The organism is Streptococcus sp. HMSC064H09 (assembly GCF_001812625.1).
Classification (GTDB): Bacteria; Bacillota; Bacilli; order Lactobacillales; family Streptococcaceae; genus Streptococcus.
The window spans coordinates 21866-46182 of record NZ_KV809620.1; the positions used below are offsets into that span (position 1 = coordinate 21866).

Sequence of the window (24317 nt, forward strand, 5' to 3'; positions counted from 1 at the left end):
TAAAAAAGCCTTAATTAAAAGGCTTTTAAACGTGTTACCACCGTTAATCTACTTTTCTGCGGGCCTTATTATTGCCTTCAAGATAAACCATCAGAATTGAGATATCTGCTGGATTGACCCCTGAAATACGACTCGCTTGACCAATGGTCTCAGGATTGATTTTCTTAAATTTTTGACGAGCTTCAGTAGCAATAGAATCAATAGCATCCCAATCAATATTTTTAGGAATTCTCTTTTCTTCCATACGCTTCATCTTAGCTACTTGATCCAAAGCTTTATTGATATAACCTTCGTACTTGATTTCAGTCTCAAGCAACTCTATAATCTTAGCGTCCAAATTTTCTGCAGCTGGACCCACAAACTGAGTAGCTGTGGCGTAATCAATCTCTGGTCTACGCATAAACTCTTTAGCTGTCATGGCATCTGTCAATGGCTTAAAGCCTAGAGCTTGAATTTTCTCATTCGTTTCTTTAATTGGTTTTAATTTTTCTTTTGACAAACGTGTCAACTCGCTGTCAAACTGATTTTTCTTAATTTCAAAGATATTCCAACGTTCATCGTCAACCAAACCAACTTCTCGACCAATAGGTGTCAAGCGCATGTCAGCATTATCATGACGTAATATGAGACGATACTCTGCGCGTGATGTCAATAAACGATATGGCTCCAAGGTTCCTTTCGTGACAAGATCGTCAATCATTACACCAATATAGGCATCACTACGTTTGAGAATAAGCTCAGGTTTACCTTGGACTTTCAGAGCTGCATTGATACCAGCAACTAGACCTTGACCTGCTGCTTCCTCGTATCCAGAAGTTCCGTTGGTCTGTCCTGCTGTAAAGAGACCTGAAATTAACTTCGTTTCAAGTGTTGCACGTAATTGATGAGGGAGCACGATATCATATTCAATCGCATAACCAGTTCGCATCATCTCTGCCTTCTCGAGACCTTTAATTGAGTGAATCAACTCTTTTTGAACATCTTCTGGCAGACTAGTTGACAGGCCTTGCACATAGACTTCTTCAGTCTCTCTTCCTTCAGGTTCAAGGAAAAGTTGATGGCGATTCTTATCGGCAAATCGGACAATTTTATCTTCGATTGATGGACAATAACGAGGTCCTACACCCTTGACAATACCTGAAAACATTGGTGCACGGTGTAAATTATTATTGATAATATCGTGGCTCTCTTGATTCGTATAAGTTAGCCAACAAGGTATTTGATCCTGAAGATAATCTTCATCTTTCGACAAGAATGAAAAATGATTTGGCTTTTCATCACCTGGTTGAATTTCAGTTTCTTCGTAATTAATTGATGATGCCTTAACACGAGGAGGGGTACCCGTTTTAAATCTTCCTATTTCAAGGCCAAGATCCCTCAGGTTATCTGCCAATGTAACAGATGCAAGGCTATTATTAGGACCTGAAGAATATTTGAGCTCACCTAGGATAATTTCACCACGCAAAGCCGTTCCTGTTGTTACAATAACCGCTTTTGCTCCGTATTTTTGATTTGTGGCTGTTCTGACACCAACTACCTTACCATCTTCAACAAGAATTTCATCAACCATTGACTGACGGAGAGTTAAGTTTTCCTGACGCTCAACTGTATGCTTCATCGTCATAGCATACAAGGCTTTATCTGCTTGTGCACGTAAAGCTCTGACAGCAGGTCCCTTACCAGTATTCAACATTTTCATTTGAATATAAGTTTTATCAATATTTTTACCCATCTCTCCGCCGAGGGCATCAATCTCACGGACAACAATACCCTTGGCCGATCCTCCAATAGAAGGATTACATGGCATAAATGCTAGCATCTCTAGGTTAATAGTCGCTAATAAAACCTTACATCCCATGCGGGCTGCAGCTAGGGAGGCTTCTACACCAGCGTGACCAGCACCAACAACAATTACATCAAAATTTTCATCAAACTCGTAAGACATTTTTTAGATTTATGCAGTGATTTACAATCAACTGCCCCATCCTTTCTTTATTTTTTTCCTACAAAAATAGCCAAAACTCCAGAAAACTGTACGCAAAAACGTACAATTCTCATGAGCTTTGACCATCATGACTATTGTTAAAGTTATTTTATCAAATCAAATCATTTTGTCAATGCAAATCACTATTTAATCAAGGTCTGCACACTGACGATAATCATCTGTATTCCTATCGAGAATAGTAAAAGTCCCATCATTTTCGTTATAATTTTCATCAAATTTTTTCCCAAGAAGCCTGCAATTTGTTTTGCACTTCTTAGTAGGAGATAAGTGATTACACATAGTATAGCAAAAGCAACTACGGTTATTAGTTGATTCCGCAAACCTCCATTAGCCAAGCTTAAGGCAGTTGTAATTGTTCCTGGTCCTGCAAAAAGCGGCATTGCAAGAGGAGAAATAGCAATAGACATTGGATCTGAATTTACTGCTTGCTGCTCCATTCCTTTATAGCTAGGTGAATGATTACCATTAATCATATGATAACCGATAACGGCCACTAATATTCCACCAGCAATTCTGAAAGAAACAATTGTAATTCCAAATACTTTAAAAATGAAATCTCCTGAAAAGATAAAAACAGTTACAATAACAAAGGCAATCAAAAGACTCCTAAAAGCAATTTTTCGTGAAATTTTTTGGCTATCATCTGCTACTAAAGCCATGTAAGCAGGAAGATTTGAAATTGGATTCATTATAGCGAAAAATGCCATAAATGCAAAAAACAATTGTGAACTCATCGTTATTACTTAACTCCAGTTAGATATACTGACAAACTTTTCCGTCTTTATACGCTTGGTCAATAATACCGCCGCCCAAACATTCTTGACCATCATAGAAAACAACAGCTTGACCAGGTGTAATAGCACGCTGAGGTTCAGCAAAAATAACCTCTGCTTTATCACCCTTAACCTTTACAGTAACTTTACTATCAGGTTGACGATAACGGAATTTTGCTGTGCATTCTATTTCAAATTCTTCTGGCATATCTCGAGTAAAGTGAATCATTGAAGCATCAAGTGAAGTTGACATCAACGACTCATGGTGGAAACCTTGACCCACGTAAAGAATATTTTTAGAAAGATCTTTCCCTACTACAAACCAAGGAGCATTATCTCCACCTTTTTGACCACCAATACCCATACCACCACGTTGACCAATGGTGTAATACATGAGTCCGTTATGTTCCCCCATATCACGACCATCGACAGTCATCATACGACCTTTTTGAGCTGGCAAGTACTGACTAAGAAACTCTTTAAAGTTCTTTTCACCAATAAAACAGATTCCTGTCGAATCTTTTTTCTTGGCTGTTGCAAGACCTGCACGTTCAGCAATCTCACGAACTTCTGGCTTTTGTAGATGTCCTAAGGGAAACATCGTTTTCTGCAACTGCTCTTGCGAAAGTTGACTAAGGAAGTAGGTTTGATCTTTATTATTATCTGCACCACGCAACATATGGACAATGCCGTCTTCATCGCGAACAACTTGAGCGTAATGTCCTGTAGCCACATAATCTGCTCCCAATGTCATCGCATAATCTAAGAATGCCTTAAACTTGATTTCCTTATTACACATAACGTCTGGATTAGGGGTACGGCCTGCACGGTACTCTGCTAAGAAATACTCAAATACACGATCCCAGTACTCTTTTTCAAAGTTGACAGAGTAATAGGGGATACCAATCTGATCAGCTACTGCTGCTACATCTTTATAATCTTCGGTTGCTGTACACACACCAAACTCATCTGTGTCATCCCAGTTTTTCATGAAAACACCGATTACATCATAACCTTGCTCTTTTAAAAGTAAGGCTGTCACTGATGAATCAACGCCACCACTCATACCGACAACAACACGTGTTTTTGAATTATCAGTCATAGATAACTCCTCCCATCAAATAAAAATTAACATAGACTTGAAGGGTCTAGTTATTCAAATATCGATTTGAAGGTCGATTTTGAAGCGTAAAAGCACGCAAGCTTAATTATATCATGATTAAGGAATAATGCAAAAAGGTTACCACTAGGCAACCTTTTTTATACTTATTTTTGTGTAAAGCCACTGTAAACCTATTACTCCCAGAACTATTATTGGAATCACTAACGCTACAAATAGCCATCCTGGCTCCTGATAACTTAACACAAGTTTATTCTGTCCTTTTTGTGATGAAACGGTCGGTGTACCAATCGTTGACAAACTATAGTCATCCTTGTCTAGTTCTTTACCATTTAGCGTCAAGATGGAATCTTTATAAACAACTATCGGTAGATTCAGTTCCTCCCCTTCAGCAGCTGGCCAAGTTAATACAAGATAACCATCTTCTACTAGCTTTTCTGCCTTCTGATTCGTAACGATATTTTTATAATAAAGATCGTAAGTATTCTGCTCACCTATTTTCCCATAAATCGGTACGTAATCTGGTGTGGGTTTGACAACTAAATTTAAAAACTGTGACAATTCACTGTCATTCATGGTAAGACTTATCGTCTGGTAATCTCCTTCAACGTAAGTATGTTTAACAATGGAAATAAGTTCACCATCTTGTGCCGCCGTTTTTACACGATCGGTAGTATCCATCATATTCTGAATAAGACCAACGCCCGCAAAGGCAAAGAGTAAAACAGCAATACTTTTTCGCCAGTTTACAAATCGCGTGACCGTTAACCCTGTAATTGCTAAAAGTAAAATAGTCGCAGGAACAAAAAATCTAAATGGAAATTGAATCAATTCAGCAATTGTATTTCCATTTTCTACTAGATACTGCCATGGAAAAAGACCTGTCGATAAGAAGAAAAAGATAAAATAAATAAAATGCAGTATTTTTTTCCATTTAGCAAATTTCTTCCAATTCAAAACAGCGTAAATAAACTGTAAAATGAGTAACACCATTAAGGAAATTGGGGTATATAGCCAGTATCTTGCCGTTCCATCTATCCCATTCTTACCTATTTCTCTATTTATAAATGGATCTAAAAGGTGATTAGACCCTCTCAAATATAGGAGTACTAACCAGACATTGACAGTCAGTAAGAGGAACAGAATGACTGCTATAACGACTTGCACGAAGGTTTCCTTTTTCTTTGCGATAGGAGACTTTACAAAAGTGTAAAGATAAAAAGGAAGATACATCATCACTAGCATCAAAGCACTAAGTACGTGAACCTGAAAAATCAATGCCATAGATAAGGCAAGTCTAATTGGTTCTACTTTTTGATAAAAGACATAGTGAATTGCTGGAATAAAACAAAAAGGTAGTAAAGCTGCTCCCCAACTAGAGAACCCCTGACGCATCGTCCAGTATTGAATAGAGAATGTTGTCGCATAGAGTAAACCTAGTGACAAGGCAATTGTTGTCTTAACTTTACACTGCTTGAGCAAAGCATACATTGAGGACTCAGACAGTATATGTAGTAATACCCTTGACACAATCTGATAACGAAACCAAGTGCCACTTATTAAAACAAGCCCTCCTTGTAAATAGGCAAAAAAAGGACCGTAAAGAGCATTGACAATGCGGCCTGACTGTTGGAATCCATATAAAGATAAAAAGTAAGAAAGGTTACCATTTTTTAGTTGCATAGCAGCTTCATAGAATCTGTTATAGTGAAAGATGGAATCTGAACCTAAAATGACTTTTCTTGTAAATAGTTGTGGTGTAACCAATAACACAGCAAAAGCTATAATAATAAGAGAAACCCACAACTTTTCTCTTGATTTAAAAATTTGTTTCATTGCTATACCTTTCATTCCTATTATAACAAAAAGCTCTATAAAACATATTACCCACATCCAAATTAAAAAGCTGAGAGTATGCTCCCAACTTCTATTAATATTAGTAATTCCAAGCTGACAAACCTTGTGCGTTATAGGCATTCAAGGCTGATTGAATTTGATCCTCAACCGTTGCAGTAGAGCCCCATCCAGGCATTGTCTGAAAAAGACCTGATGCACCTGAACCATTTGCTGCAGTATGGTCACCATTTGACTCACGCGCAATAATTGACTCCCAAGTTGACTGAGGAACACCAGTAGCAGCTGCCATCTGTGCCGCTGCATAAGAACCAACTTCTCCTGCAGTGTTACCATTTGAGAGAGCAACTGACCCACTACCACTTGCAGCAACCGAAGGAGCTGTCCCAGTATTTTGAGTCGACGTAGTATCAGTACTCGTTGTAGCAGTGCTTGTAGTAGCAGTATCTGACTGAGACTTTTCAGCTGCTTCTACCGCTTCTCCTGTTGTTTCTGACTGAGGCTTACTTTCTTCAACCTTTTCTTTATTAGCCTTATTATCTTTACTTGAGCTAATTTCTGTTGATTTTACTAAATCTGCTGTCGATTCTGACGTTGTTGATGCTGTTGAAGGCGCTGGTGTAACAGAATCTGAAAAGGCATTAACCAACCCTTTATTAATTAGTGTAGACAGTGATACTGCCAAAATGACAATAAAACTTGTTACAATTGCTACTGGTACCGCCAATGATTTCTTCGCTGCAAATTTGATACGGCGTCCCTTATAACTTTTTTTAAACATAAATCCCTCCTAGTTAATTCTAGTTACATTCATCATAACCTAGTAATATTACTGCCGATTATTTGTATTATGTCTAATATTACAATGATTTATCAATTTAATAAAAAAATGCCAAAAATCTGGCATTTTTCCCTTATTTGTATGAGGTTTTACTAGTTTTCCTCATAAGTCAGTAATAATGATTTAGTACCAACCATTAGCATTCCAGAAAGCAAGAGCTGCAGTCCATGAACCATAACGGCTTGCTACATAATTATCTGCTACTTTCTCTTGATTTTCAGGAGACAAGTCTCCATTCAAATATGATGATGCTAATTGGTAACGTCCATAATATTGCCCATTTTGAGCTGTATAGCTACCGCTTGACTCACGTTGTGCAATTTCTTCTTTGGCAGCTGCCTCTGAAGAAGAAAGATTTGTACTGGTTGCTTGAGTATCTTCACTTTGTGTAGACTCTGTTGATTGTGCTGATTGCGTTGATTCAGCAGTTGCTTCTGTTGTAACTGAAGGTTCTGTAGTTTCTTCAGTAGTTTCATTAATTGTTAAGTTTTGACCAATAGAAATCTTATTGGCATCTTGAATACCGTTTTTTGAAACGATTTCATCTACAGTCGTACCATTCTTCTTAGCAATAGCTGAAAGGGTATCACCTTTTTGAACTGTGTAAGTTTCTGCATTAGCTAAGGCTGTTGCTCCAAGTGTTGCTACTGTAACAAGTCCAAAAAGACCTAATTTTTTAGTGTTAGATGTATTCTTTTTTTGCATGATGATGCTCCTTTATCTATTTATAGTCCAATTCATATTAGTCAAAGATATTAAGTTATTTTATTGTTTATGACTAATAGGTAAATCAACGGGCTTATTCTATATAGGGATTTTTCAATCCAGATTAAGCTGAAGAACTATAACCATGTATCTATGATACCTTGGAAATATAACATCCCCTTGTTAGGGATATTAAAAATATTACAAGTAGGTTGGGATTAGACGAAAAAAGAACACCTACGTGGGCGTCCATCTAAAACTTCTAGGTCTTAAGACCTAGTTTTTATTTATCTCAACAAATTAACTCTTAAGATAAAAAAGCATTAATCCTAAAGCTAAAATAGCAATAATTGATAAGGTATCTCGACTATTCCATGAAAGTCGACGATATTTTGTTCGTCCTTCACCACCTTGATAGCCTCGTGCTTCCATAGCAATCGCCAGAGCATCTGCTCGTTTAAAGCTTGATGCAAACAAAGGAATTAAAATAGGTATTATTGACCGTACCTTCTGAATAATATTTCCTTCACCAAAGTCAACACCACGCGCCTTTTGAGCATTCATAATACGAGTCGTATCATCCATCAAAGTTGGTACAAAACGTAGACTCAAAGATAGCATTAAACCAATTTCATGTGCTGGCACTTTGAAAACAGTAAGTGGTTTTAAAAGTGATTCAACTGCATCAGATAAACTTAAAGGTGTTGTCGTTAGAGTAAGTAGGGTAGAAAAACTAATAATGAGGATAAATCTAAGAAATATCATCCAACCTTGATTTAAACCGACTTCCGTAATCTTTAAAAAGCCGATAGACCAAAGCACACTCCCTTTTGTATTGAAGAAAACTTGAAATAGGGTAGAAAATAAAATAATCCAAATCATTGGTTTAATTCCACCTAAAAAGAAACCAAGTTTTATTTTAGACAAGAAAACCAAGAAAAGTGTAAATAAAGTTATTACAGCATAAGTTAAAGGATTATTAGCCCAAAAGATAATAACAATATAAATCAACATGGCTAATAATTTACTTCTAGGATCTAATCGGTGTATAAAAGAGTCCCCAACAATATAACGTCCAATAATTAACTTATCCATGCGACAACACCTCTACGAATTCCTCGATTGTAATAGGGAGAGTTTCAAATCGATAACCTTTTTCTTGTAGCTGTAGTGCAAACTCTGTAATTTTAGGAACACCTAATTGCTTTTCTTTAAGAAAAGTAACCTTTTGAAAAACATCTTTAGGAGCTCCCGTCAACACTAGTTGCCCTTTTTCCATAACATTCACAGCTGTTGCATAATCGGCAACATCATCCATCAAGTGAGTAACTAAAACAATCGTCATTCCAGAAAGATGTAACTCCTTAAAGAGAGACATCAATTCCTTCCGGCCCTGTGGATCTAGACCTGCAGTCGGTTCATCCAGCACCAGAATATCTGGTTGCATAGCTAGAATCCCTGCAATGGCAACACGTCGCATTTGCCCTCCTGATAAATCAAAAGGATTCTGTCCATGAAATTCTTCCGGGAGTCCAACTAATTTTAGACTTTCAATAGCACGTTGTTCTGCTTCTTCCTTAGAAACTCCGAAATTTTGAGGTCCAAAGGCAACATCTTCTAAAACAGTCTCTGCAAATAACTGACTTTCTGGAAATTGAAAAACTAAACCTACTTTCTTACGAATTGGTTTTATGTCCTTGTTCTTTGATTGACTGGTTATGATAGTATCATCAACTTGAACCTGACCACTAGTTGGTATATATAGGCCATTCAAGAGCTGCATAATAGTAGATTTACCACTTCCTGTATGTCCAATAAAGGCTGTATATGAACCATCTTTTATCGTCGTTGTCAATTCAAAAAGGGCACGCCCCTCAAAAGGAGTACCCGCTTGATAGATATAACTTACATTTTCGAGAGAGATTCCCATAATTGTTCTACCAATTCCTTTTCTGTCAGATAGTCTTCACACTCTATCAGACCTTTATTTCTTAGCTTTTGAGTTAATAATGCACTAAAAGGGATATCCAAACCTAAGTCAACCAACTCTGTGCCTCTACTAAATAGTTCACGAGGACTTGAAACAGACTCCACTTTACCTTTTTTCAAAACCAAAACACGGTCGCTCAAAGCGACCTCATCGAGATCATGAGTAATTGATAAAACAGTCATTCCGTATTCTTTACGGATAGCTTTAATAGATTGAATCAATTCCTGGCGACCTTCTGGGTCCAGCATGCTAGTTGCCTCATCCAAAATCAAAATTGATGGTCTCATAGCTACAATACCTGCGATAGCCACACGTTGTTTTTGACCTCCAGATAATCTAGCTGGCTCTCTATCCTTAAATTCTGACATTCCTACAAATTCCAGAGCCTCTTGAACTCTTGAAGCCATTTCTTCATAGGGAACACCTTTATTTTCAAGACCAAAAGCAACATCGTCTTCAACAGTTGCCCCAACAAATTGATTATCTGGATTTTGAAAGACCATGCCAATCTTATCACGAATATCCCAGACATTCTCTTCTGTTAATTCTTGACCATCAACGATAATCTGCCCAGACTCTGCCACTAATAGTCCGTCAATAAGACGTGCTGTCGTGGATTTTCCAGAACCATTATGCCCTACAATGGATAGCCACTCCCCACGTTTCACGTGAAACGATACATCATCAAGAATATAGGATGGTTGATCTTGATGATATTTAAACTTTAAATTTTTTATTTCAATCATTTGTTTATCGTACTACTTGAAAGTATCCTTAAATAAGAAACCTGCACCTTTGAAATAATCATAGCCTGAGTAAATTGTAAAGAACAAAGCGATATAAAGCATAATTGTTCCAATAAAATGCAAATGACACAATAATAGAATGATAGATAACATCTGAGTCACTGTCTTAATCTTACCAGGCATAGCTGCAGCGAGAACTGTACCTCCGTTTTCCACTAATAAAAGACGAAGACCTGTGACTGCAAGCTCACGACAGATAATAACTGAAACTACCCAGGATGGCGCTTGATTAATACCTACTAGCATAATAAAAGCTGACATTACCAACATTTTATCCGCTAATGGATCTGCAAATTTCCCGAAATTAGTAACAACATGCCATTTTCGTGCCAAATAGCCATCCAAATAATCTGTAATACTGGCAACAGCAAAGACAACCGCCGCAGCAATATGCATGATATTACTTGACGCAAGTGATGTCATCAATAAAAAGATAGGAATCAAAATAATTCTAGCAAGTGTCAATAAGTTAGGTAAATTTTCTTTTTTAAACATTTCTTCTCGATTCTATTGGATTCTTAATGTTAGGTAGCTAGGTGTATTTTTATCTAATTGCGATAAATCAAGTGACTCCCCATTTACCTTTAGAGTTACTTTTGAAGATTGAGCAATAATAATTTGAGTGGGTTTCGTTTTATCAGAAAAATCTAAAGAGTATTTTGAATTTTTCGTTTTTGAAAGGAGGTAACTCTCTGAAGTCTCTGAATTATCTACTGAAAACCAGGTGTCATCATTATTTTCTGATAACTCTACATCTAAAACTACTGAAGAATTTACATTGGAGAAATCAACCATTAGCTGATTTCCTTGAGTTGTCGTTGTTACATTTGCCCCCGAAACGGTAACCTCAGAAATGCTTCGTGACGATTTAGCCTTACTAGCCGTTGATAGATGATTAACTGTAGAGATAGTATTCGGTTTTATCACCTGAGGTTGATTAGAAAGATGTCTAATAATAATATAACCTACTGAACAAATGATAAGTAACGAAACCGCACTAAGAATTAGTAAAGGTAGATAGTTAGACTTTCTTTTTTCTTCACGTTTATGCTTTAAAAAGCGTGACATAGGAGCTTTGGTAGCTAAGCTTTCTTCCTTACGTTCAACTGTTTTCTTTTCTTTTTTTAGTTTTTGCTCGTTCTGCCTCTGCTCCTCAAACAGACGCTTTCCATCTAAACCAACCGAAGTGGCATACTTTTCAAGCGCTTCTTGCTGAATGTCCTCTGGCAAAGCTTTAAGTTGATCCATTTCCATAGCCAGAAGAAACTGAGCTTCGACTCCAGAAATTTTTTCTACATCATATAAACTTAATTCTTTCTTTACACGTGCTGCACGTAATTGCTCACCTAGAGAGTGTAACTTCATTTTTCCCCTTTCTAATATTCTTCTTTGTTTTCGTGTCTCTATTATAGCAAATAATCACTTATTTAGGGAAGACAACAAAATCGGTAATCTCTATATTTGAGAGATAATGATTCAAAAAATCCTTCAAATCCTTGGAAGTAATGCTCATCAGTTCCTGACCAAAATCAAAGTATGTTTTATCATTCTCAAAATAAGCTAAATACTGACTTCCTAAATTCTGGATATTGTCTAGACTACGTAAAAATTCACCATACAAAGCTTTCTTTTGCAAATCCAATGCCTCATCCGTCAACAGTCTTTTTTTATCTGCCGACGTCATCACTTGACGAATTAAGCTTGACATACGGATAGGTTCTGCAGTGTCCATAGTCATAATGACAAATGAATATCGATTAGATACCTCGTATTCAATTGACACAGACTCATCTATTTTTCCTTCAGCATACCAATTTTGATAATAAGGAGACGTCCAGCCAAACAGTAAATTAAACAATAACTGTACCAGTATGTTTTCTCTCATACGATTATCAGTAAAAGGAACACTCTTAAAACCAATGGCTAGCTTTGAGATGAAAATCTCCATTTGAAGACTATCTAATTTTTGGATATCTGACTCAATAGGGTTCTTTTCTTTTTCAACTATTCTCTCAGGCAGTGTAAACTCGCTTTGTTTTTCCTTGACAAAAGTGTAAACATCTTCAACATCAAAATCACCTACCAAGACGAGATGACAGTTTGCTGGTCTGTAAAAGCAGTCAAAGTTATCTTTCAAATCCTTTACAGTAATTTTTTCAATGCTATCAACACTTCCAGCAATGTCTTGTCCTAATATAGTATTAGGATACAAACTTTGTAAGCAACCCAGATATACTCTATAATCAGAATCATCCTGATACATATTTATTTCTTGTTCAATAATTCTTTTTTCATGGTTGACAGCATCTTCGGAACTTGTAAACTTTGATGTAAACTTCAATAAAAGTTCTAAAGACTCCTCAAAGTGGTCAAGGGTAGAGAAATAATATGTTGTCTTATCCAAGGTTGTAAAAGCATTGACATCAGCTCCAAGCTTGACAAAATCCAATGTCACATCCCTTCCCTGCTCATCCTCAAATAGCTTGTGTTCCAGAAAATGAGCAATACCTGCTGGATAAGATTGTAACTCACCATCAATATAAAAGTGATTATCTAGCGCCCCAAAATTCGTTGACAGAAAGGCGGCTTTTTCTAAAAATCCTTTTTTCTTAATAATTGATAAAGACATACCATTATCTAAAATTGCTGAATAAACTTCTTCATCAATTTTTTGATAATAACGTTTCTTCAAAGCAGCCATTCTAAGACACTCCTTCTAAAAAGAACAAACTCTGTAGCTTAACTTGACGCGCTACACGGCAAACATCTTTTTTAGTAACCTTCTCAATCTCATCTAACCAATTCTCTAATGAAAGACTTTTATCGCCAAAAATCACCTTATTAAAACGTTGTTCCACCAATGTTAAGGCATGATCTTCAGAGAGTAGGGCATTCATTCGTATGATTTTTTTGGTTTGATTCAGGAGAGAACTTGAAAAACGTCCTAATTTAATGTAATTCAATTCTCTACTAATTCCTCGCATAGCCTGATTTCTATTAGATTTTTCAATTCCAGCGTAAACTTCTAGTAAACCTGTAAAGACATCAAATTGACTACTAATTGAATAAGCTAATCCTTCCTTTTCTCGAAGCGTTGTAAATAAAGCAGAGTGGGCAAATTCACCAAACATGGCATTGAATACAATTAAAGCAAAGTAATTTTTATCTCCATATTGACATGAAAATTGGTACCCTAATTGTAAAATAGATTGACTACTCTGCCTATGTTCTATCTTTTCTTTCACCACATTGACATAAGGTTGACTATAGCTAAACTGTAAATCAACTTGACGTCCCTCCAAAGGAAAACGATGTAAACCTTGGAGTACTTGATAATCATCAAATTCTCCAACCATAAAGATATCAATACGATCTCTTGTCAACATACTTTGAAATTCTTGATAAGCTGTAAACGAAGTCTCGGCTTCAACAAGTTCTGCTTGACCATATTTGGGAACTTTCAAGCCCTCATTTACAAAATAAAGCTCTCTTCCCTTAACTTCACTGTAATAGTAATTATTCTCTGTGTCAACATCAAGGTAGGTCTTTAAATTTTGTCTTTCTATATCAAATACTTTATTTTGGTATTGAGCTACTCTTGACAATGGCTTGTAAAGACACTCTTCCAAAAATCCTAGAACTTCCCAAAATAATCCATTATTCGTAGGGATAAAGGCATCTTTCAGGTATGTCAACTCTATGTCAACACTATGTGTCAACCCTTTAGTCAACACTCTAGTTGACAACTGTGTTCCATAAAGAGAAGCTAATCTCTCTTTAAAAGACTGTACTGTTGGATACGTCTGATTGGCTGTAGCCAACATTTGTGAAACCAGAGCTCGTTTAGCAATTGTTTGTTTATTCAAAGAACCTGTCATTCGAAAAACAATACGATTAGTTTTATATTTTTGTGTTGGAATGAAGTGTACATAGACACCATCAGCAATTTTCATTGATAACCTCTAAAAAGTTTATGCTTCCAATTATACCATTTTTATGCTATCTTATCTCAAGAGAAAGTTGAGGTACTATGGAATATAAATTATTTGATGAATACATCACACTGCAGGCACTTTTAAAAGAATTAAGTATCATTCATAGTGGCGGAGCTATTAAAGGTTTTTTAGCTAACAATACCGTTTTATTCAATGGTGAGGATGAAAAACGTCGTGGAAAAAAACTTCGTTATGGGGATGTTATTACTATTCCGTCTGAGGAACTTGAAATAACGATTATAGCTCCTACAACAAATGAAATTGAAGAGCATCAAAAAGAAGTCGCTGAAAAAGCACGTGTTGCTGCCATTGTAAAAAAAATGAATCAGGATAATAAAAAGAAACAAAAGGCACATCCGTCAAAAGAAGGCAATAAAACTAAACGAAAACCCGTTCGTTTCCCAGGAACCTAACTATGTGGCTCGAAAATATTGATATTCAACACTTTAGAAATTATACTGAAGCCTCTGTGAGCTTCTCACCTCATCTCAATATTTTTCTTGGTCGCAATGCTCAAGGAAAAACAAATATTCTTGAGGCCATCTATTTTCTAGCATTGACACGTAGTCATCGGACCCGTTCAGATAAGGAACTGATTCAATTTCAGCAAAATACTCTCAAACTGAATGGCATCGTGCATCGTCATAGTGGAAAGCTACCTCTGGAAATCAGTTTATCTAATAAAGGTCGCATAACAAAGGTCAACCACCTCAAACAAGCTAAATTATCCGATTATATCGGTCACATGACAGTGGTACTCTTTGCTCCTGAGGATTTACAACTTGTAAAGGGATCTCCAAGCCTAAGACGTAAATTTATAGATATTGATTTAGGACAGATTAAGCCTGTTTACCTTTCAGACCTATCAAGTTATAATCATGTACTCAAGCAACGTAATGCCTATCTCAAATCTACTGACAATGTAGACATTAATTTTCTCTCAGTGTTAGATGAACAGCTTTCCGATTTTGGAGCACGCGTTATCGAACATAGACTAGAATTTATCAAGCAATTAGAGGAAGAGGCAGATAGACATCATAGTAATCTCTCAAATCAGATAGAGCGCCTTAAAATCTCCTACGAATCTAATATCCCATTCGGGAATAACAAAGTTATTCGTGAATCATTTTTAACCACGTTAAAGCAAAATCACAAAAGGGATATCTTCAAAAAGAACACTGGTGTTGGTCCACATAGGGATGATTTGACATTTTACATTAATGACATGAACGCATCTTTCGGCAGTCAGGGGCAACAACGTAGTCTCATTCTTTCTTTAAAAATGGCTGAGATTGCTCTGATAAAAAAAGTAACAGGTGAATTTCCAATTCTTCTCCTCGATGATGTCATGAGTGAGCTTGACAATCACCGTCAACTCAAACTGTTAGAAAGTATTGACGAAGAGGTTCAAACCTTCATGACGACAACTTCACTTGATCATCTGAGTAACCTACCACCCGATTTAAAGACCTTCTTAGTCAAGAATGGTATTATTTGTGAAAAACAAGTCGATTAAGCGACTTTTTTCTGTTTTCTGTGCTTTACATATATGACAAGTGATGTTAATAAAGTGTAAACAGAAACTCACCCAAACCCTTTATTGACAATTTTGTTTGTGTAAATATATTGTAAACCCTAATGTAAACAAAAAGTACTTATCTGAGATAAGTACTTTTATGTTTTTTTAATGAGCTGAGTAGTTAGGCGCCTCGTTTGTAATTTGAACATCGTGAGGGTGACTTTCAATAAGTCCTGCACCTGACATTTCAACAAACTGAGCTTTGTCATGTAAAGCCTGGATATCTTCTGCACCTGTATAACCCATCCCTGCACGGATACCGCCAATCAATTGGAATACGATATCAGCAGCAGAACCCTTATAAGCTACACGGCCTTCAATTCCTTCTGGAACAAGTTTATTCGCTTCATTAACTGCACCTTGGAAGTAACGATCGCTTGATCCCTTCTTCATCGCTGCAATTGATCCCATACCACGGTAAGATTTGTATTTACGACCTTGGAAAATCTCAGTTTCACCTGGTGCTTCATCAGTACCAGCAAACATAGAACCAAGCATTACAGCATTACCACCTGCTGCAAGAGCTTTTACAATATCACCTGAGTATTTGATACCGCCATCAGCAATGATTGTTTTTCCGTATTCACGCGCAACACTAGCTGAATCGTAAATAGCAGTGACTTGAGGAACACCTACACCCGCAACCACACGTGTTGTACAAATAGAACCTGGTCCGATACCTACTTTAACAACATCGACACCTGCTTCATAAAGTGCACGCGCACCTTCAGCTGTTGCGATATTTCCTGCAATCAAAGTACGGTCTGGGAAGTGGGCACGAATTTCAGCAATTTTACGAAGAACACCTGCTGAATGACCATGTGCAGTATCAATGACAATAGCATCTGCGCCTGCTTCAAAAAGAGCTTCTGCACGTTCAAAGGTATCAGAAGTAACACCTACAGCACCTGCTACCAAAAGACGACCGAACTCATCCTTAGCTGCATTAGGAAACTCGATAACTTTTTCGATATCCTTAATAGTAATAAGTCCTGACAAACGACCTTCTTCATCAACTAGAGGTAGCTTTTCAATACGATGCTCATGAAGAATACTTTCAGCCGTTTCAAGATCTGTTTCAACTGGAGCAGTGACCAATTTCTCAGAAGTCATGTGTTCTGAAATTGGAGTATCGTAATTAGAGATAAAACGCATATCACGGTTTGTGATAATACCAACCAATTTACGATTTTCAAGTGTCTCAACAATCGGAACCCCTGAGATACGGTAACGTTGCATCAACTCTTCAGCTTCAGCAACTTTATTTTCAGGCGTTAGGAAGAATGGATCAATGATGACACCATTTTCAGAGCGCTTTACTTTTCGAACTTCTTCAGCTTGTTCCGCAATAGACATGTTTTTGTGAATGACACCCAAACCACCTGCACGAGCAATTGAGATAGCCATCTTACTATCTGTGACCGTATCCATGGCTGCAGTGATAATTGGGATATTTAATGTCAAATTTTTAGCCAATTTCGTCTTCAAGTTGACGTTGTTTGGTAGAACATGACTTTCCGCAGGAATAAGCAATACGTCATCAAAAGTGTAACCTTTTTTCAAGAATTTAGTGTCCCAATTTGACATTATAATCGTCCTCTTTTCTCAAAGTTTTGAGGTACAAAAACCCCAGCCTATTTTTTAATTGTTAATATCATATCATGCTAAAATGATTTGTCAACAGATTTCGCATAAGATTCTAAGAAAACCTTTTTCCAAATAAAAATAGGGCTCCAGATTATCTTGAGTCCCTACTTTTTATTTCTTAGAAATACTTAATTCCCATCGCTTCTTTTACTTCCGCCAATGTTTGTCCAGCAACTTCACGCGCTGCTTGACTACCTTTTTCAAGCATACGGAAAACTTCTCCCATATCCTTGGCATATTCTAAACGACGTTCACGAATTGGAGCCAACTCACGTTCTAAGATTTCTAGAAGATAACGTTTTGTCTTCACATCTCCTAAACCACCTCGTTGATAATGTTCTTTCATTTCAGCAATTGTAGTAACATCCTCTTCGCGACCAAAGATATCAAGATAATGGAAAACCATATTACCTTCAATTTGGCCTGGATCTTCCACACGAATATGATTTGGATCCGTATACATGCTCATGACTTTTTTACGAACAGTGTCTTCATCATCTGAAAGGAAGATACCATTACCCAAGGATTTTGACATCTTAGCATTTCCGTCTAGACCTGGAAGGCGTCCTGCAGCTTCATTTTTAGGGTAGATTCCCTCTGGCTCAACCAAAATATCACAATGATAAGTATGATTGAAGCTACGTGCAATTTCACGTGTCTGCTCAATCATTGGCTTTTGGTCATTACCTACAGGAACATAATTTGCTTTAAAGGCTGTGATATCAGCTGCCTGAGAAATTGGATAAACTAGAAAGCCTGTTGGAATAGATTCTCCGAAGCCTTTTTGAGCAATTTCCGTCTTAACCGTTGGGTTACGCTCTAAACGTGCCAATGAAACTAGGTTCATGTAATACATAGTCAACTCAGCCAACTCAGGAATCTGACTTTGAATGAAAATAGTCGACTTCGTTGGATCCAAACCTACAGAGAGATAATCTAAAGCAACATTCCCAATTGATTCTTTGATAATCTCTGACTCTTTGGCGTGATCCGTAAGGGCTTGCTGATCAGCCAAAAAGACAAACATGTTATATTTATCTTCGTTTTGTAAAAGGACACGATTTTTTAAACTACCAACATAGTGTCCTAGATGAAGTTTCCCTGTTGGACGGTCTCCCGTCAAAATAATAGGTTTCGTCATATAATTACCTCTCTAATACAAAAAAAAATCCCCACGCAAAAACATGCGTGAGGGCGTTAATCACTTTTGATACGCGGTACCACCTCAGTTGATAACTCTTTCTGAAGCTATCATCTCAAACCTTCTCAACAAAGAAGTTGCACGATAAGGGGTGCCAAACCTAACGTTTATGTGTTCACGTTAACCGTCAATTCTCTTCAGCCCATTCATTCCACCTTCATACTGGTTTTCAGCAACCACCAGCTCTCTATAAAAAAGGAAAGAATTACTCTTCTGATGACTATTATTTTACATTGTTTTATCTATTCTTGTCAAGATTATGTTTCTAGTTTCACGTGAAACACAACCTTAGATACAACCAAAATAGTCAATACTTGACGGAAACTTAAAAAGACTTGATAATAAGAATATCATTTCTAGGAGATAATATATGAAACGTCGAATAATAGATATACTTTTAGTTACAATCGGTTCTTTTATAGCTTCGGTTGGCTATAACTCACTTTTAGTTAAGAATAATATTGCCTCGGGTGGTGTCGGAGGGCTAGCCATTAGTTTAAACGCCCTTTTTGGTTGGAACAATGCTAACTTCGTCTTAGCAACCACCATCCCTTTGTTAATTTTATGTTGGTGCTTTCTTGGTCGCGAAGTTCTCCTAAAAACCTTCTATGGATCTCTTATCTTCCCAACTTTTATTAAATTAACCGAGGGCTTACCTACACTCACCAAACAACCTTTGTTGGCTGCTATTTTTGGTGGGATTGTATTAGGGTTAGGACTAGGAATAGTCTTTTACGGAAATTCCTCAACTGGGGGAACTGGAATTATCACACAAATTCTCCACAAGTATACGCCACTCCCACTAGGAATGGTACTACTTATTGTTGATGGAATCATTGTCGCAATCAGTGCTATTGCCTTTCCACCTGATACTGTTATGTACTCCATTCTCTCACTTGGAGTTGTTTCTCTTACAATTGATAAAATGATGGTCGGACTCAATTCATCACGAAATCTTCTAATCATTTCGCAAAATAGTGAACAAATCCTAAACTACATCACTAGAGTGGCTGATCGAGGAGCAACAAAAATTCCAGTTCTTGGTGGACATACTGGACATGCACAAAATATGATTATGACTACCTTGTCAACTCATGAGGTTCCGAAAGTTCAAGAAGAAATCCAAAAAATAGATGAAACTGCCTTTATCGTCATTGTTCCTGCTTCTACAGTTATGGGACGTGGATTTAGCCTCCAAAAAGATTACCAAAAAGTTCCAAATGACTTTATTAATCCCTTATAAAATCGATTGAAATAAAGTCTAATTTCTCGTAAAATAGTAGTTAAGAATAAAAATAAAGGATATTATATGCTTACTGTATCGGATGTATCGCTTCGTTTTAGCGATCGTAAACTTTTTGATGATGTTAATATTGCCTTCACGCCAGGTAATACTTACGGTCTTATCGGTGCCAATGGTGCTGGTAAATCTACTTTTTTGAAAATTTTAGCTGGTGATATCGAACCAACAACAGGACATATCTCTCTTGGTCCTGATGAGCGTCTTTCTGTTCTTCGTCAGAACCACTTTGACTATGAAGATGAACGCGTCATTGATGTTGTTATCATGGGGAATGAACGCCTCTACGATATTATGAAAGAAAAAGATGCCATCTACATGAAGGAAGATTTTTCAGATGAAGATGGTGTCCGTGCTGCTGAATTAGAAGGTCTATTTGCTGAATTAGGTGGTTGGGAAGCTGAAAGCGAAGCCTCACAATTACTCCAGAATCTAAATATTTCAGAAGACCTTCACTATCAAAATATGAGCGAATTAGCTAATGGTGACAAGGTGAAAGTCCTCCTTGCAAAAGCGCTTTTTGGTAAACCTGATGTACTTCTTCTTGACGAACCTACCAACGGTCTTGATATCCAGTCAATCTCATGGCTTGAAGATTTCTTGATTGATTTTGAAAATACGGTCATTGTCGTATCCCATGACCGTCACTTCTTGAATAAGGTGTGTACGCATATGGCCGACCTTGACTTTGGTAAAATCAAACTCTATGTCGGTAACTATGACTTCTGGAAACAATCTTCAGAATTGGCTGCACGCTTGCAGGCTGACCGTAATGCAAAAGCAGAAGAAAAAATCAAAGAACTTCAAGAATTCGTTGCACGTTTCTCTGCCAACGCTTCAAAATCTAAACAAGCGACTTCTCGTAAGAAAATGCTTGATAAAATTGAACTAGAAGAAATCGTCCCATCAAGTCGTAAATACCCATTCATCAATTTTAAAGCAGAGCGTGAAATCGGTAATGACCTTCTAACAGTTGAAAATCTCACTGTTAAGATGGATGGTGAGACTATTCTTGATAACATTAGTTTCATCTTACGACCAGGAGATAAGACTGCCATCATCGGTCAAAACGATATTCAAACAACTGCATTGATTCGTGCTCTTGCCGATGATATTGACTACGAAGGTACAATCAAATGGGGTGTTACTACTAGCCGCTCTTACCTTCCAAAAGATAATTCTAAAGACTTTGCATCCGGTGAATCAATTCTCGAATGGCTCCGTCAATTTGCCGAAAAAGGTGAAGATGATGATACCTTCTTGCGTGGATTCCTTGGACGTATGCTCTTCTCAGGAGATGAGGTTAATAAATCTGTTAGTGTTCTCTCAGGGGGAGAAAAGGTACGTGTCATGCTTTCTAAGATCATGCTTTTGAAATCTAACGTCCTTCTTCTAGATGATCCTACTAATCACTTGGATTTGGAATCAATCTCAAGTCTGAATGATGGCGTCCGTGACTTCAAAGAGTCTGTTATCTTTGCCAGTCATGACCATGAATTCATCCAAACAATAGCGAACCACATCGTAGTCGTTTCTAAAAATGGGGTTATTGACCGTATTGATGAAACTTATGATGAATTCCTTGAAAATGAAGAAGTGCAAGCTAAAGTCAAAGCACTATGGGCTGATTAAACTATAAAAAGATGCAGGTTGGGATATCCCAACCTGTCTTAGTATCATTATGACAAATAAAAAATACCATACGACTTTATTATTTTATCTGGCTGCCTTTTTCTTGCCAGTACTAATCATGATAGGTGTGCTGTATAGCCAAAAAATCTATCCTGGTAGTGAGCGGACTATTTTAACAAGTGATGGTTTTCATCAGTATGTGATTTTTGCAACTGGACTTAGGAATATACTTCATGGAGATGGAAGCCTCTTTTACACCTTTACAAGTGGGCTAGGTCTTAATTTCTATGCTCTAACAAGCTATTACTTAGGTTCCTTCTTGTCTCCACTTTACTATTTCTTTACTGTCAACCAAATGGCCGATGCTTTTTATTATATAACACTGCTTAAGTTTGGTCTTATTGGGCTCTCAGGAGCTTTTAGCTTTAAGCGTCTCTTTACAAAAGTGTCAAGAAGTTTCATCCTATGTCTTTCTACAGGATTTGCTTTGATGAGCTTTGCTACCAGTCAGTTAGAAATTAACACCTGGCTAGATGCCTTTATTCTAGCACCTCTAATCATATTAGGTTTACACCTCTTACTAAGATTCAATAGACGGGGCTTATACTTTTTTAGTCTAACCTGCCTTTTTATCCAAAACTACTATTTTGGATATATGATGGCTATTTTCCTAACCCTTTACACCATAGTACAATTGATAACTATCAAGGGGTGGAAGAGTAAGATTCTTCATTTCATAGACTTTGGAATTGTCTCTATACTAGCTGGTTTAAGTAGTGCTGTCATGCTGCTGCCAACACTACTTGACTTGACAACACATGGTGAAAAATTTACAGGTGCGTCAAGTTTGTTGACAGAGTCTACCTATTATTTTGACTTCTTTGCGAAAAATCTCGTTGGAGTTTATGATACTACTAAATTCGGATCAATCCCTATGATTTATGTGGGAATCTTACCTTTGATTCTTTTTCTACTTTTCTTTATTAGTAGGGAAATCAAGCTATCATTACGTCTAGGTTACCTCTTATTAGTAGCTTTCTTTATCGCTAGTTTCTACTTACAGCCTCTTGATTTGTTTTGGCAAGGAATGCATGCACCCAACATGTTTCTCCATCGCTATTCTTGGCTACTATCTCTCCTAATTGTTCTTTTGGCAGGAGAAACACTCAACCGAATTAGAAAGTTTTCTTTTAAAAGACTCCTCCTATCTTTCTTAGGATTGAGTACCGCTTACTTACTAACTTGGATTTTCCAATCTCACTATAGCTTTATTGAATCAGTCTCCTGGCTATTAAGTCTAGCATTTCTCCTAGCCTATGCTATTCTATTTACTAGCTATTTTAGACAGCAAATTCCTGGGAGTGTTTTTCGCTGTTTCACCTTCTTATTCTGCATTTTTGAGCTTACATTAAGTACTTACTATGTTGTTGGAGCTCTTGGAAATGAGTGGGTATTCCCAACTCGTGAAGGCTATCTGCGAAATATGTCTGCCATTACAAAACTAGTTTCAAAAACTAAGCAAGCAAATAAAACTTTTTACCGTACTGAAAGGTTAGAGGCTCAAACTGGTAACGACAGTATGAAATTCAATTATAATGGTATTTCTCAGTTTTCATCCATTCGAAATACCGCTTCAAGCTCAACACTCGATAGGTTAGGCTTCAAATCTGAAGGGACTAATTTAAACCTACGTTACCAAAATAACACCATTATCGCTGATAGTCTCTTCGGAATAAAATATAATTTATCGAACTTTGACCTTAATAAGTATGGTTTTAATCACATAACTTCTGAGAAAACAATAGGACTTTATCAAAATAATAATGCAAGTCAGCTTGCTATCTTAACTGATGGCATTTACAATAATATTGACTTCACTGTCAATACGCTTGACAATCAAACTAGCTTGCTGAATACTCTATCTGGACTTAACTTAACCTATTTTAAACGAGCTCCATCTCAACTGTTTGATAAGGATGCTAGATCTTTGAATCAGCGCGTGGCTAAAAACGTTAGCAACTCGAATAAAGATTTTGTAACAATCACCTATCAAGTTATTGCTCCACCACATAGTCAACTCTATGTTAGTATTCCTAATATTTCTTGGTCTGATGACAATAACCACACTCTGTCAATTACTGTAAACGGTGTGACAAAGAATCAAGTTACTGACAATACCTTTGATTTCTTTGACCTTGGCTACTTTGAAACAGAATCAATGGTTACCATCAAACTTAGTTTCCCTAGCAATAAAGCAATATCCTTTGATAATCCTAGTTTTTATGCCCTTGATACTCAAAACTATCAGATAGCTATGGATACTATTAATGAACGTGATAGCAAGGTTACTACGTCAAAAAATAAAGTGTTCGTTGATTATAGCAGTAAAACGAATGCGTCACTATTCTTTACCATTCCATATGATAAGGGATGGACAGCGACCATAAATCATAAAAAAGTTAAGATTCAACGAGCTCAAAAGGGGTTCATGAAAGTCGATGTCACTAGTGGAAAAGGAAAAGTTGTTCTAACCTTTATTCCCTATGGACTTAAGACAGGTTCATTGATTAGTCTATTGGCAAGTATCATATTTTGTTGCTACGCTTACTTCATCAGAAAAACAACTATTATTCAAAAAAGCTGATTATCTTAAATTAAATAGGTCTGGAACAAGTGTTCCAGACCTATTTAACTTTGGGTACAAAAAAACTCAAGCTATACAACTTGAGGTGTCTTATCACTCCGCCAGTAGGACTCGAACCTACGACATCATGATTAACAGTCATGCGCTACTACCAACTGAGCTATGGCGGATAAAACTGCTAAGTAGCAAAAATAGTCCGTACGGGATTCGAACCCGTGTTACCGC

The 24317-nt window shown here is 37.0% G+C and carries 20 protein-coding genes, 1 tRNA gene and 1 other annotated feature; of the genes, 5 read left to right on the forward strand and 16 right to left on the reverse strand.

The features are described from left to right. Nucleotides 1-43: 43 nt before the first annotated feature. From mnmG to yfmF, 13 genes are all read right to left on the reverse strand, one after another. Nucleotides 44-1945 (reverse strand): tRNA uridine-5-carboxymethylaminomethyl(34) synthesis enzyme MnmG, encoded by a 1902-nt coding sequence (gene mnmG / locus HMPREF2867_RS08735; protein ID WP_070577127.1) that lies wholly within the window; start codon nucleotides 1943-1945, stop codon nucleotides 44-46. Between the two features lie 182 nt (nucleotides 1946-2127). After that, nucleotides 2128-2739 (reverse strand): MarC family protein, encoded by a 612-nt coding sequence (locus HMPREF2867_RS08740; RefSeq protein WP_037599362.1) that lies wholly within the window; start codon nucleotides 2737-2739, stop codon nucleotides 2128-2130. Nucleotides 2740-2758: 19 nt separating this feature from the next. Beyond that, nucleotides 2759-3880 (reverse strand): tRNA 2-thiouridine(34) synthase MnmA, encoded by a 1122-nt coding sequence (mnmA, locus tag HMPREF2867_RS08745; protein WP_060972944.1) that lies wholly within the window; start codon nucleotides 3878-3880, stop codon nucleotides 2759-2761. A 144-nt stretch (nucleotides 3881-4024) separates the two neighbouring features. Then, the gene (locus HMPREF2867_RS08750; protein ID WP_070577157.1) at nucleotides 4025-5734 is read right to left on the reverse strand and encodes a hypothetical protein; all 1710 of its coding nucleotides are present in this window, start codon (nucleotides 5732-5734) and stop codon (nucleotides 4025-4027) included. A 100-nt stretch (nucleotides 5735-5834) separates the two neighbouring features. Beyond that, complete coding sequence (locus tag HMPREF2867_RS08755) at nucleotides 5835-6533, reverse strand: transglycosylase SLT domain-containing protein (protein WP_060972945.1); 699 nt, start codon at nucleotides 6531-6533, stop codon at nucleotides 5835-5837. A 183-nt stretch (nucleotides 6534-6716) separates the two neighbouring features. Continuing rightward, nucleotides 6717-7298 (reverse strand): aggregation-promoting factor, encoded by a 582-nt coding sequence (locus tag HMPREF2867_RS08760; protein WP_037602391.1) that lies wholly within the window; start codon nucleotides 7296-7298, stop codon nucleotides 6717-6719. Between the two features lie 300 nt (nucleotides 7299-7598). Then, entirely contained in the window at nucleotides 7599-8393 is a 795-nt protein-coding gene (locus tag HMPREF2867_RS08765; RefSeq protein ID WP_002892171.1) for an energy-coupling factor transporter transmembrane component T family protein, read from the reverse strand. Continuing rightward, the gene (locus HMPREF2867_RS08770) at nucleotides 8386-9228 is read right to left on the reverse strand and encodes an energy-coupling factor transporter ATPase (protein ID WP_070577129.1); all 843 of its coding nucleotides are present in this window, start codon (nucleotides 9226-9228) and stop codon (nucleotides 8386-8388) included. The genes HMPREF2867_RS08765 and HMPREF2867_RS08770 overlap by 8 nt, the downstream gene beginning before the upstream one ends. Next, complete coding sequence (locus tag HMPREF2867_RS08775) at nucleotides 9204-10034, reverse strand: energy-coupling factor ABC transporter ATP-binding protein (RefSeq protein WP_002892176.1); 831 nt, start codon at nucleotides 10032-10034, stop codon at nucleotides 9204-9206. The genes HMPREF2867_RS08770 and HMPREF2867_RS08775 overlap by 25 nt, the downstream gene beginning before the upstream one ends. A gap of 12 nt (nucleotides 10035-10046) precedes the next feature. Beyond that, nucleotides 10047-10589, reverse strand: coding sequence for a CDP-diacylglycerol--glycerol-3-phosphate 3-phosphatidyltransferase (gene pgsA, locus HMPREF2867_RS08780; protein ID WP_070475423.1), 543 nt, complete (start codon nucleotides 10587-10589; stop codon nucleotides 10047-10049). Nucleotides 10590-10601: 12 nt separating this feature from the next. Then, nucleotides 10602-11459, reverse strand: a complete 858-nt coding sequence (locus HMPREF2867_RS08785) for a helix-turn-helix domain-containing protein (protein ID WP_070577130.1) — start codon at nucleotides 11457-11459, stop codon at nucleotides 10602-10604. A 58-nt stretch (nucleotides 11460-11517) separates the two neighbouring features. Then, nucleotides 11518-12795 carry an EF-P 5-aminopentanol modification-associated protein YfmH gene (yfmH, locus tag HMPREF2867_RS08790; protein ID WP_070577132.1) on the reverse strand — a complete coding sequence of 426 codons (1278 nt, stop codon included), beginning with the start codon at nucleotides 12793-12795 and terminating at the stop codon, nucleotides 11518-11520. A 1-nt stretch (nucleotide 12796) separates the two neighbouring features. Beyond that, on the reverse strand, nucleotides 12797-14047 hold the full coding sequence (gene yfmF, locus HMPREF2867_RS08795) for an EF-P 5-aminopentanol modification-associated protein YfmF (protein WP_070577134.1): 1251 nt from the start codon (nucleotides 14045-14047) through the stop codon (nucleotides 12797-12799). Between the two features lie 77 nt (nucleotides 14048-14124). Here yfmF and yaaA point away from each other — a divergent pair, with 77 nt between their 5' ends. Beyond that, nucleotides 14125-14502, forward strand: coding sequence for a S4 domain-containing protein YaaA (yaaA, locus tag HMPREF2867_RS08800; RefSeq protein ID WP_002892188.1), 378 nt, complete (start codon nucleotides 14125-14127; stop codon nucleotides 14500-14502). 2 nt (nucleotides 14503-14504) lie between these two features. Then, nucleotides 14505-15605, forward strand: a complete 1101-nt coding sequence (gene recF / locus HMPREF2867_RS08805) for a DNA replication/repair protein RecF (RefSeq protein WP_060971642.1) — start codon at nucleotides 14505-14507, stop codon at nucleotides 15603-15605. A gap of 168 nt (nucleotides 15606-15773) precedes the next feature. Here recF and guaB read toward each other — a convergent pair whose 3' ends face one another. Continuing rightward, on the reverse strand, nucleotides 15774-17255 hold the full coding sequence (gene guaB / locus HMPREF2867_RS08810) for an IMP dehydrogenase (protein ID WP_070577135.1): 1482 nt from the start codon (nucleotides 17253-17255) through the stop codon (nucleotides 15774-15776). A 178-nt stretch (nucleotides 17256-17433) separates the two neighbouring features. Continuing rightward, the gene (gene trpS / locus HMPREF2867_RS08815; protein ID WP_070577137.1) at nucleotides 17434-18456 is read right to left on the reverse strand and encodes a tryptophan--tRNA ligase; all 1023 of its coding nucleotides are present in this window, start codon (nucleotides 18454-18456) and stop codon (nucleotides 17434-17436) included. Between the two features lie 46 nt (nucleotides 18457-18502). Next, nucleotides 18503-18742, reverse strand: a binding site (T-box leader). Between the two features lie 144 nt (nucleotides 18743-18886). Here trpS and HMPREF2867_RS08820 point away from each other — a divergent pair. From HMPREF2867_RS08820 to HMPREF2867_RS08830, 3 genes are all read left to right on the forward strand, one after another. Next, on the forward strand, nucleotides 18887-19759 hold the full coding sequence (locus HMPREF2867_RS08820) for a YitT family protein (protein ID WP_037599377.1): 873 nt from the start codon (nucleotides 18887-18889) through the stop codon (nucleotides 19757-19759). 66 nt (nucleotides 19760-19825) lie between these two features. Continuing rightward, the gene (locus tag HMPREF2867_RS08825) at nucleotides 19826-21448 is read left to right on the forward strand and encodes an ABC-F family ATP-binding cassette domain-containing protein (protein WP_070577139.1); all 1623 of its coding nucleotides are present in this window, start codon (nucleotides 19826-19828) and stop codon (nucleotides 21446-21448) included. 49 nt (nucleotides 21449-21497) lie between these two features. Next, a complete protein-coding gene (locus tag HMPREF2867_RS08830; protein ID WP_070577140.1) occupies nucleotides 21498-24092 on the forward strand; it encodes a YfhO family protein in 2595 nt (864 codons plus the stop codon). A gap of 96 nt (nucleotides 24093-24188) precedes the next feature. On the opposite strand, the gene HMPREF2867_RS08835 is transcribed toward HMPREF2867_RS08830, so the two are convergent. Further along, a tRNA-Asn gene (locus HMPREF2867_RS08835) sits at nucleotides 24189-24262 on the reverse strand. Between the last annotated feature and the right edge of the window lie 55 nt (nucleotides 24263-24317).